Here is a 10554-nt window from a genome sequence, read left to right as displayed (position 1 = left end):
GGTTCATGAAAATGCTCTTATGGGTACTGCTTATTATGCTAGCGCTTATTCTGTACGCCACGATCCAGCTAAGAATCAGTGGTGTACCTCTAGACACGGGAGACTGGGTTAGCGTAGGGCTACTTATAGTCTTTACTCCTGGTGCTGTGTGGGGTTTGTGGGTGTGCAGGGTCTCGTACCGGGAAATCCTGCCCGAGAAACTCGTCCGGGTCACGAACCGGGGACGGAAACTTACACTGCACTACTGGCAGATTGACTCTAGTTATTTCACCCTATTAGGAGATGAAAACGGGCTTTTCGAGCTCACCGACACCACAGGGGTGGTGTATCGGTTTAAACCGCATGTAGAACCGTGCCGGTATGTGGGTTCTCAGGTGGCGTTCCGGCTGGATTATGGGTATTGGGCTGACCCGAATAATACTCAGGATGCTCAGGTTTTGGTGCGGTTTATGCAGGATAAGTATTGGGTGCAGCGTCTTTTAGAGGTGCCTGTGGTTTCGGGGTTAGCCCACGAGGGGTACGGGAAAGAGTATTGTCCTGTTGGTGGTCCTGAGTTCGGGCCCGAGTTCCGTAGTAGGCAGAGCGCCTCGGGAGATTTCACGTGGGCTAAAAACTTCGTCCTCACTTAACAGGCAGGGCGCATCTGCCGACGGACTGGTGGTGTATACCTATGATGCTGCCGGTCAGCTCACGGGTTCTCGTTTACCGGTGCCGGGTCTGTGCGTGTTGCCGGTTTGGATGTGATGGGTGCCCGCGTCTTTGATGCTGTCTCGAAGCGTTTTCTCTCGACGGACCCGTTGGCTCAGGTGCCGGGTACTGGTTTCTTCGCGGATGTATATGCGTTCTGTGGGAACAACCCGGTAGGACTGATGGACCCGTGGGGTCTGAAGCCGATGTCGCCGGATGAGTTCCAGAAATACTCGCAAGAACAATACGATAAGTTCTGGAAAGGTGTTCGCAACGTCGGAGAATGGGTATTAGCCGGTACCATGATAGTTGCTGGTGCGTTGCTGTCTGTGGCTTCGTTTGCTGGTCCAATAGGTATTTTAGCTGGTGGTTTGGGCGGTGCTCTTTTAGGGGCAGGGTCTGAGATGTTCATGCAGAAGCTTGAAGGAAGGGAAAACCTGGATTGGTCTGCGATTGGGCGTGAAGCCTTAATAGGTGGCGTTTCAGGTCTTGCTGGTGGTATCGCAGCGACCGGTATGAAAGCTATTGGTAAGGTGGAACGAGGCGTTAAAGCTGCCAACGTAGCAAGTAAAGGTAAAAAAGCAGCAGAAGCTGCGAGTAAGGGGGTAATTGCTGAGCAAAAGGCACAAAAGTTAAGTCCTATGAGGAAAGCACTTTCAAGTCAGTATTCACAAGATGTTGCTAAGGGCACTGTGTCTAACGGGGTAAGTACTGCCGAAACTTACCGTTATAACTCAATGGCAAGTGGAAACTTTGATCCCGTTGCATATCTTGGTGCTGGTTCTGCGGGCGCTGGGACTGGTTTTATGGTGTCAACATTTACTGGCGGCTTGAATCGTGGTATTACTGGCGTTGCTCCGAATATGGGTAGGGGCTCGCAAGCATTAGTTAAAGGGACTATTAATGCTGCTGGTGCTTATGGTACCGCTAATGCGAATCTTGGGTTAAGTGAGGCCCTGAAGCCCAAGGAAGCTCGTAAATCTGGTGAAGATATGTTGAAAGCATCAGGTCGCAGTAGCACGTCAGCCGAAATTAAAAGTGTAGCAAAAGATACCGCAGGTTATTTATTGAAGGGTCTAAAGAAATGATATTAAATATAGCTTTAGTCCTTGCTGTTACTCAAATGCTATCTTGTGTATTAATTATTAAGGGGCATAGAAATTGGAATTACTTATGCTATAAATTTCCATACCGTGGAACTAAAGACGGTTTTTCTGGTTTTATATCAAAGGTAGTTTTAGTGTTGTGTGGTATAATAACTTTGATAAGTATCTTGCTCGTTAAATATGATCCGAATTTTAAAAATGCTCCAGTTTGGTTTTTATTTTTGGTAAGCGGTGGTTGGTATATTAGTTTGGCGCTATATTTGGATCGCAAGAACTTCTACTTACAGACAACAACCGAAGGTATATCTTGGGGTAATTTATTGTCAATTTCTTATGATGCATCATACGAAGACATTACAAAGTTTTCATACGAGACACGGGGGATCTACGGTCTTACGTGGCTTGTAGTGAAAACTAATCATGGAAAAACCTTGCGTTTTGACCCTTTACTAACAGGTTCTGGTTCGTTGATTCCACAACTGGCATTTCGGGTTGAGAATGGTTATTGGGCAAAAAGTGCAGATCCAGAAGACCAACAACTGCTTCAGAACTTTATTGATAAGCCTGAGAAGGCTCGTGAACTTCTTATGAGTTGGTCCCCTTGTGTTATAGAACGGTGATATAGGTATTTAGCTATGGAATTGACAGATTTAATACGAGCCCTTATACCGGTTCTTCCTGTTGTCATTATATCATTGGCAGCTTCAGCAATACCTCGTTTTATTAGCACAAAACCTCCTGTTTTTGAGCTAAAGAAAGAGGTGATATTTCGGCTCCATTGGATATACAAAATTTCTGTAGTAGTCATTGATATTATTTTTTTGCTGGTCGCTGTATTCTTGATATGGGGATCGATAACATCAGGTCCTAGAGCGCTTGTTGCTCCCATGTTTTGGGTAATTATAGCTATCTTCTCTATTCTGTTCTTATATATTCACAAATCTTTCAGTGATGTGTATGTGCGCATAGACTCCCAAGGCATTACCGTGAGAAAATTTTATGGGCGTAGGAAGAATATACCCTATACAGATATTTCTGAGTACATTTTTAAACCACACAGCGATAAGCTCATCATTAAAGACTTTCGGGGCAGAAAAACTCTTATCCGCCCCTTAAAAACCTCTACGCAGTTATCCCTTTTTCACTTGGCTTTTCGCATGACTGAAGGGCGCTGGGCTCAACCGTATAGCACCGATGACCGGCGAAAACTTGAGGAATCTATCGAAACCAATAGTGGAGTACAGTATCTTCTCGACCATCCCCACGGCAAACTGTAGTAACCGGCAAACAGCACCCGCACTAGCAGGCAGAGTAAACTGAGAGTATGCGTATTAAGATTCTTGATCACCCGCTGGTGGCGCACAAGATTAGTGTGCTCCGCGATAAAAACACTCCCTCACCCACGTTCCGCCAGCTCGTCGATGAACTTGTTACCCTGCTCGCCTATGAGGCTACCCGTGAGATTCGGGTTGAGCAGCGCCCTATTGAAACCCCGGTGGCGCGCACGATGGGAACCGTTATCGCTAACCCGAAGCCTCTGGTCGTGCCGATTCTGCGCGCCGGGCTGGGCATGCTTGAAGGCATGACTCGTCTAGTGCCCACCGCCGAAGTCGGGTTTTTGGGCATGGCCCGTAACGAAGAGACCCTCGATATTGTCACGTACGCCGAGCGTCTGCCCGAAGATCTGACCGGCCGTCAGGTGTACCTGCTCGATCCTATGCTCGCTACCGGCGGCACCTTAATTGAGGCTATTAAATTCCTGCGCGAACGTGGCGCCGAATCCATCACCTGTGTCTGCCTGATTGCCGCTCCCGAAGGTATTGCGGCTCTCGAGAAGGGCGTTGAGGGTCTGCGGAATGTCGACCTGTTCCTTGCCGCTAAAGATGAGCGCCTGAACGAAAAGGCATATATAGTTCCTGGTTTGGGCGATGCAGGCGACCGCCTCTACGGGCTGGCGCAGTAGCGCATCCTCACGGGTCTGACGATTCTGCGCGGGCGGTCTTAGACGTCGGGCGCCGCAAACATGTGCTTTGGGACTTGACTCTGAGATTGCGCACGGAGCGTCGGTCCTTCAGGACCCCTTGATACTGCGGTGTGCACCCTTCATCACATGCATCTGCGAGTGCGGCGAAAAACACTAGTAGTGCACGAGTCGCTGGTACCCTTGGGAGCCTCCGCGCCAGAACGTGGAAATTGCACCCGGCTCGTATGCGGTCTGGGGCGCTGAGAGCGCGGCTTTTTGGGGTATCGGTTCCGAATCTCCATGTATAATATGAGGGAGAAACGGTGCTTGTCAGCGTCGTTTCCCGGCACTGAATCAAAGTTCACGAGGGCGTGAAGCTGCGAGCGGAACGTCGCAGATACCCCAAGTTGCTTGATTTATGAGTCAAATAATAGAAATATTGATAGCAAAGGAAACGCCGCCTTTACCGCGCGGTGTTTGAGCATTCCGCATCATGCAGAATCAAGGGACCCGTACGCAACAAATCTTGAGAGAAGGTTGAACAATGTCAGGTGCAGTACCTGGATACGTCCACATCTCCCAGCGTGGTCGTGCTGCAAAGCGTCAAGTGCCGCAGCAGAACCGCACACAAGGGTCCGCAGCTACTTTGCGCCCGATGACCTTCTCCTCCGGGGATCAGCAGGGCACCCAGAAGGCAGGAGCTCAGGAGAACGAGGCGCGCGGGTTTGTGCTGTATGTGGGGCTCAATGAAGAACTTGCCGCAGCCAACGGCACGTCGCTGGTGCGTATTGTGCAGGATTTGCGAACCTATGCACACCATCTGGCACCTGAGGCCGAATCCTATGCCGCCGTTGCTTTGGCTCCCGTTCATGCGGAGGGCAGCGATCTTGAGGTTGTGCGCAATGCGCTTGGCGACCCGACTGCCGTGTTCTACCAGGCGGAGCTGCACAAGCAGGCGCGTGAAGCCGAACAGCCCGCAACTCCCAGTTCCAATGGCGTTCTGATCGATTTGGCACGTCGTGAGGTGTTCCTTGATGGGGAACAGCTGATGCTCACCTTCAAAGAGTTTGAGCTTCTGGCGCATCTGGTTGAGAACTCCACCCGCACCGTGGGGCGCGATGAACTTTTGGAGTCGCTCTGGAGCGCCGGGGACGAGCATCCCCACGAACGCACCATTGACGTGCATATTCGGCGTCTGCGCTCGAAGTTGGGGCGTCTTTCGGGAACCGTGCGTACCGTGCGCGGTCAGGGGTACCGGTTCTTTGAGCATCCCGAAGTTGTGGTGTGGGCAGCCCCCGAATACTCCATCTAGTCTTTTTACGCTCGAAACCCCGCGTTCTTTCTTAAGAGCGTGGGGTTTTCACATGCCGTTTTTGTGGCGCGCGCTCACGCGGCAACCCGGCATATCAGGGTGTCTACGTTGTACTATGAAGGTATGGTTGAGAACTCACTCCGAGACATTAAGCGCCTGATTATCATGCGTCATGCTGAAGCCGACTGGGGTATGGATGATTTTGATCGCCCACTGACTAAACGCGGGCATCGGCAGGCTGCGGATGCGGGCTTCTGGCTCAAGCAGAAGGGCTATATTCCCGAACAGCTGATGTCTTCGGCGGCGCTGCGCACCCGGCAGACCACCACCTGGATTTCGGATGCGCTCGGTGAGCAGGCACCTACTCCGCACCTGGACGAGGGCTTGTACGAGGTTCCTGCATCCCGGGTGCTGGCGCGCATTAACGGGGTTTCTGAGAGTGTGCGCACGCTTATGGTGGTGTCGCACCTGCCTGCGGTACAAGATGTAACCTTACAGCTTGCGAGCCCCGACTCTGACTACAATTCCCTGATGGACGCTTCCTACGGCTTTTCGCCTTCGTCCGTGGCGGTCTTTGAGGTGCCGGGGGAGTGGGCGCTTCTTGACGGTGCGGATGCGCGCCTCATCGACTTTATGAGCTTCTAAATCCTATCCGCAGTCGGCACGTTGCGCCCTCGCCCTTTCTTCTGCTGAACCGCCACTTTTTCGACCGGGAGGGCAAGGTTAGCCAAGCGGAAACAAAGCTGCATCATAAGACAGACTGCAAAAACTTGATGCCCTACGCACCTAGGACGCAACGAACCCCCGCACCTTTTACGGTTCGGGGGTTCGTTCTTTGGCGGAGACGGGGGGATTTGAACCCCCGGTCGAGTTCAACCCCGACCCTTCATTAGCAGTGAAGTCCATTCGGCCGCTCTGGCACGTCTCCACGGTGCACAAAACGAGTGCATCCCTATAAGAATATCGGTAGTAAGCAGGCTGGTCAATTCGGAATTGCCGACCAAACTTCCCCCATGAGCGAAAAACAACGCGCTATAGTTAGAGTTATTGCCACGCCCATTCACGCAGGCTGAAAATGGTTCCCCAGATATTTCCTTACAGCAGGTAGACAGTGGGCAGGTCTAGTTGTCGCTTCTTGTCACCGAAAGGAATAGCTATGTCTGAGTATCCCGCGGGAGAGCAACCGTCTCAGTCGCAAAACCCCCATCAGGGTGAGGACGCCTACGAGAAAACTCGCCCTCTCTCTGACTCTCTGCCCGAATACACTAAGCTTTATCAGAACCAGCAGCAGCCCGCTCCTAGACAGCAAGACTATCAACAAACTGTTCCTCAGCAGTACTATCACCAGTCCGCCCCTCAACAGTATTACCAACAGCCTGCTCCTCAACACTACTATCAGCAGCCGGTATATGTGCAGCCCGTGCCCATGATGACGGTTGTCCCCAAAACCCCGCAGCAGATTGCCGGTGAGCAGGCGGCACAAACCTCTTTAGCGCTGGGCATTGTTGGTTTGGTGCTCGCTCTCTTCTGGGTTACGAGTGTGATTCCACTGGGTTTGGGGATCTGGGGCGCGGTTAAAGGTGCTCAGGCTTCACGTGTCGGAGTTCCCGCCGGAGGCGGCCTTGCCACCAGCTGGATTGCCCTGTCGCTGGGGGCGATTGAGACTCTGTTCTTCTTTATTCCGATGGTGGCGTTTGTGATAGCCGCTATAGCCAGCACTCGGTAGCAGCTGTGGGCTTACAGATGCAGCCCCGCGGAATCCCGATGTCGGGAGGACAGCGGGGCTTTATCGTGCATGATCTGGGCGCTTTAGCACGTACACGGTGTTGGTATGGATTTGTTAACACGGCATGTTGGAAAGCGTGTACTTATCTTTAACCCTGTACAGTAAATAAAGCCGATAATGAAATAGATCTTATGTCCAACGATAGGATCGTCTACCCCAAGAAGGATAGTGATGTCCGAAAACTATAACTTCCAGCCTCAGCAGAACACACAGGGCGGATACCCTCAGCAAGGTTACCAGCAGCCGTACCCGCCGACAATTGATCCTGAAGCAATCAAAGCAGAGAAAAACGCAAAAACCTATTCCATTACTTCCCTTGTTCTAGGTGCTGTCGGTATTGGGATTTTTACCATCGGTTTTGGGATTGTTGCCGTAGTTTCCTGTATTAGGGGTCTTATTGCTAATAAGGGAAAGAATGCTGGCTATACCGCTATGGCGCTTATCGGGGGTATCCTCGGTGTCTTTGATATTGTGCTGTGGTTCCTCTCAAGGTTGGTCTCGTAACCTGCAGATTCTACGCAGAAAACCCCGCGGTACACCTGAGAATTCAGGCGCATCGCGGGGTTTAGTGTGCGGATGGTAAGGGATTTGAACCCTTGAGACGGGGTTACCGCCTACTGGTTTTCAAGACCAGCTCCTTCGGCCGCTCGGACAACCATCCCGGTATTTTCCGCCCTCGAGCGGAAAAGGTACCCGCCGATTATCTCATGTTCTATGCTTTTCTGTAAATCTGAACATTGCGGTATGCCCCGAGAACACATGCTAATCTCGGTGCAGGAAGATACAGATAAGAAGGTTGTTGAGGCTACTATGCGCGCCATTGTCGAGAAAGAACATGGAGATCCAGAGGTTCTAACGCTCTCTGAGGTTCCGATTCCTGCCCCTGCACCCGGGCAGGTCTTGGTGCGGGTGCATGCCGCCGGGCTGAACCGGGCGGATTCCCTGCAGCGGCGCGGGCATTATCCGCCTCCTGCGGGGGCAAGCTCCGTATACGGTCTTGAGATTGCGGGCGTGGTAGAGGCTGTGGGTGAGGGCGTTGATCCCGCTCTGGTGGGCGAGCGCGTCATGGCGCTTCTTGCTGGCGGCGGTTACGCCGAATATGCGGCGGTAGATGTGCGCCATACCCTGCCCGTTCCTAAGGGTATGAGCATGGTTGAGGCGGCGTGCATCCCGGAGGTCGCCGCGACGGTGTACTCGAATCTGGTGCTTCTGTGCGGAATGAGTCTTGATCCCGCGCAGAATAAACCGGCGGAAGATGAGCAGACTTCGCTTCTGGTGCATGGCGGTACTGGGGGCGTGGGTATGCATGCTATTCAGCTGGCGCGCGCCGCCGGTGTGCGGGTTTTTGCGACGGTCGGTGATGACGAGAAGGCTCAGGTGGTGCGGGCGTTGGGGGCGCATCCGATTAATTACCGCACGGAGTCTTTTCGTCAGGTGATTCAGCGTGAGAGTGCCGGTCACGGCGTGAATTATATTCTTGATGTGGTAGGCGCGAAATACCTGGAAGATAATCTGCGGTCTTTAGCCGATGGTGGGCATCTGGCGACGATTGCTGTGCAGGGCGGTCGCCGCGCGGAACTCGATCTGGGTCTTATGCTAACGAAGCGCTTATCGGTGCACGGTACGTCTTTGCGGTCACGGTCTGCGGATGAGAAGGCAAAAATTATGGCAGGGGTGCATGAGAACGTGTTACCGTTGCTTGAGCGCGGCGTTCTTTCGGCGAATCTTGATCGTGAATTCCCGTGGTGGCAGGCGTCGCAGGCTCATGAGTATTTTGATGCGGGTCAGCATCGCGGCAAGGTTGTTTTGCGCGTGATGTAAGTCGTGTTGTGCCGGTTTGGCCGGGTCAAATGCGTGAATTTTTCGAGAGCTTAATCCCATATCAACATTTTTTGTACGACATCCTGTCACCAAAATGAGATTTAGGGTACCCTAAGTATATAGAGCTTTCTAGACGCACGACCGGCTGAGCATGAGGAGGGGCTATGGGACTCAAAGATTTCCTGCAATCACGGCGTGATGACGCGGAACTTGGGCGTGGTCTCTGGCGTCGTGCGCACGACCGGTTTATTCGCGGTATTGATCGTTTCCATCAGGTTCTTGAACGCCTTGCCGATACCGAGATGATCGAACTTATCGTGCCGGATGCGAATACTCTTGCCGATCTTATTCCGCGGGTTCGTGCCGTCGCGATGGAAGCGCAGCGTATTGCCCCCAGTGATGGCATGGATATTCCTGCCTCCCCTGAAGGCACGTTCTCGGATCTGCATCGGGCGCTCTCAAAAGCTGGTAATGCGGTAGCCCTCTGCGCTGAGGCGCTGGCGATGGCGCGGTGCTTTGGCGAGTGCAGTGTGCAGTGCCACCGCAAGATTACGGTAGAACGCCGCGTGCAGAGTGTGGTTGAGCATGTCGAGAATGCGGAACGCCTGATCGCCCGTGCACGTGATGAAAAAGCTGCACAGGCGCGCAATGAAAACCTGTCTCTGCAGACAACCTCGGTTTAACGTCATAAACGTGAAACTAGCGGCGATGTGCGAATAGTTGTGTAGTTACGGGCACCGTATAATTTCCCCGATAATTTCGGGGGTTTAGTGTCTTTTGAGGGTTTCACGTCGCGAATTATCCAACATAAAACCATATAAATCCGCGTAAAACCCCACACGATATGAGGTAACTAGAACCTTAACTAAGGTTGAGCTTAGTATAACCATCATGGACCAGACGCCTACACTAAAAGCTCGGACACCAGCACATCAGGGAAAAGACCAACCAATGCTCGAATTCCATCGCAATGAACGTGCGCGCCAGCTACGCCCCAGTCTCTCTCGCTCCTGGCTTCTTGTACGCCCTAATTCAGCCGAAAAAGACTTTGAAGAAGCGTTCGCCAGTGAAGCAGACTCCATTATTCTAGACCTCGAAGACGGGTGCCCCGAAGACGAAAAAGACGAAGCCCGCAGTCGAGTCGTCAAAATGCTCAACTCCGGCGTGGTCGCGTGGGTGCGCATCAACGCTATCACCACCGAGCACTGGTGGAAAGACGTTAAAGCTCTCAAAAACACCAAAGGTCTGCGCGGCGTTATGCTCGCCACCGCAGAGCATGCGACCGATATTGACCGCACCGCCTCCGAACTGCCCGCCGGAACGCCCATCATCGCGCTTATCGAATCGGCTCTCGGGGTGCACAACGCCGTCGAAATCGCCAGCGCTATCGGAACCTTCCGCATCGCCTTCGGGGCAGGCGATTACCGCCGCGATACCGGTTCCAGCGACACCCCCATGGCGCTCGCCTATGTGCGCTCGCAACTCGTGATCGCTTCAACTCTGGGCGGTATTCCCGGTCCTATCGACGGGCCATCTGTAGGTAAGTACAAGGCGGCACTCACCGAGGCCTGCACCTACGCCACGGCCCACGGCATGACCGGAAAACTCACTCTTGACTCCGATCAGGCAGACACCATCAACCAGGCATTCTCGCCGAGTGACCACGAAATCGCCGAGGCACATAAAATGCTTGATGTTCCCATCGACGGGCCGCACGACGGTTCATATCTGCCGCGTTACCTGCGCGCCAAGAAGGTCAAAGAACTCGCCAAAGTCTACGGGCTGTGGGGAAAGACCGAAAGCGACGCCCAGCGCGCCAACGTCTAAAGTCTTGGTGTATAAATGTGAGCCGCGCATCCTGCTCAGAGGCAGGATGCGC

At 52.9% G+C, this 10554-nt stretch carries 11 protein-coding genes, 2 tRNA genes and 1 pseudogene; 12 read left to right on the top strand and 2 right to left on the bottom strand.

The genetic code is table 11. The features are described from left to right. The 7 genes and pseudogenes from HMPREF3164_RS04920 to HMPREF3164_RS04890 all read left to right on the top strand — a co-directional run. Window positions 1-629: hypothetical protein (locus tag HMPREF3164_RS04920; RefSeq protein WP_246822612.1), on the top strand; the 629-nt coding region annotated here is incomplete at its 5' end. Window positions 630-704: 75 nt separating this feature from the next. Next, window positions 705-1775 (top strand): annotated as a pseudogene (locus HMPREF3164_RS04915) (RHS repeat domain-containing protein); the annotation flags it as partial. Then, on the top strand, window positions 1772-2413 hold the full coding sequence (locus tag HMPREF3164_RS04910; protein WP_070449330.1) for a hypothetical protein: 642 nt from the start codon (window positions 1772-1774) through the stop codon (window positions 2411-2413). The pseudogene HMPREF3164_RS04915 and the gene HMPREF3164_RS04910, both read left to right, overlap by 4 nt. A gap of 15 nt (window positions 2414-2428) precedes the next feature. Beyond that, a complete protein-coding gene (locus HMPREF3164_RS04905) occupies window positions 2429-3070 on the top strand; it encodes a hypothetical protein (RefSeq protein WP_070449328.1) in 642 nt (213 codons plus the stop codon). Between the two features lie 47 nt (window positions 3071-3117). Then, complete coding sequence (gene upp, locus HMPREF3164_RS04900) at window positions 3118-3756, top strand: uracil phosphoribosyltransferase (protein ID WP_070449326.1); 639 nt, start codon at window positions 3118-3120, stop codon at window positions 3754-3756. A 544-nt stretch (window positions 3757-4300) separates the two neighbouring features. Continuing rightward, entirely contained in the window at window positions 4301-5068 is a 768-nt protein-coding gene (locus HMPREF3164_RS04895) for a winged helix-turn-helix domain-containing protein (RefSeq protein WP_004005657.1), read from the top strand. A 123-nt stretch (window positions 5069-5191) separates the two neighbouring features. Next, window positions 5192-5713 (top strand): SixA phosphatase family protein, encoded by a 522-nt coding sequence (locus HMPREF3164_RS04890; RefSeq protein ID WP_070449339.1) that lies wholly within the window; start codon window positions 5192-5194, stop codon window positions 5711-5713. A gap of 191 nt (window positions 5714-5904) precedes the next feature. Here HMPREF3164_RS04890 and HMPREF3164_RS04885 read toward each other — a convergent pair. Further along, window positions 5905-5996 (bottom strand) — tRNA-Ser (locus HMPREF3164_RS04885). Between the two features lie 228 nt (window positions 5997-6224). Between HMPREF3164_RS04885 and HMPREF3164_RS04880 the strand changes: the two genes are divergently transcribed. Together HMPREF3164_RS04880 and HMPREF3164_RS04875 are read left to right on the top strand one after the other, a co-directional pair. Beyond that, window positions 6225-6794 carry a cell division protein FtsK gene (locus HMPREF3164_RS04880; protein ID WP_070449324.1) on the top strand — a complete coding sequence of 190 codons (570 nt, stop codon included), beginning with the start codon at window positions 6225-6227 and terminating at the stop codon, window positions 6792-6794. 231 nt (window positions 6795-7025) lie between these two features. After that, window positions 7026-7358, top strand: a complete 333-nt coding sequence (locus tag HMPREF3164_RS04875) for a DUF4190 domain-containing protein (protein WP_048751817.1) — start codon at window positions 7026-7028, stop codon at window positions 7356-7358. Window positions 7359-7427: 69 nt separating this feature from the next. On the opposite strand, the gene HMPREF3164_RS04870 is transcribed toward HMPREF3164_RS04875, so the two are convergent. Then, window positions 7428-7515, bottom strand: a tRNA-Ser gene (locus HMPREF3164_RS04870). 149 nt (window positions 7516-7664) lie between these two features. Here HMPREF3164_RS04870 and HMPREF3164_RS04865 point away from each other — a divergent pair. From HMPREF3164_RS04865 to HMPREF3164_RS04855, 3 genes are all read left to right on the top strand, one after another. Beyond that, window positions 7665-8675: an NAD(P)H-quinone oxidoreductase gene (locus HMPREF3164_RS04865; protein WP_070449337.1), complete on the top strand. Its 1011-nt coding sequence runs from the start codon at window positions 7665-7667 to the stop codon at window positions 8673-8675. Window positions 8676-8839: 164 nt separating this feature from the next. Next, window positions 8840-9358, top strand: coding sequence for a hypothetical protein (locus tag HMPREF3164_RS04860; RefSeq protein WP_004005649.1), 519 nt, complete (start codon window positions 8840-8842; stop codon window positions 9356-9358). Between the two features lie 268 nt (window positions 9359-9626). Next, entirely contained in the window at window positions 9627-10502 is an 876-nt protein-coding gene (locus HMPREF3164_RS04855; protein WP_004005648.1) for an HpcH/HpaI aldolase/citrate lyase family protein, read from the top strand. Window positions 10503-10554: the final 52 nt, after the last annotated feature.

The sequence above is a fragment of the Rothia sp. HMSC08A08 genome (assembly GCF_001808385.1).
Classification (GTDB): domain Bacteria; phylum Actinomycetota; class Actinomycetes; order Actinomycetales; family Micrococcaceae; genus Rothia; species Rothia dentocariosa.
The sequence above is the reverse complement of the archived record's forward strand: the minus strand, read 5'-3'. Positions and strand labels throughout refer to the sequence as shown.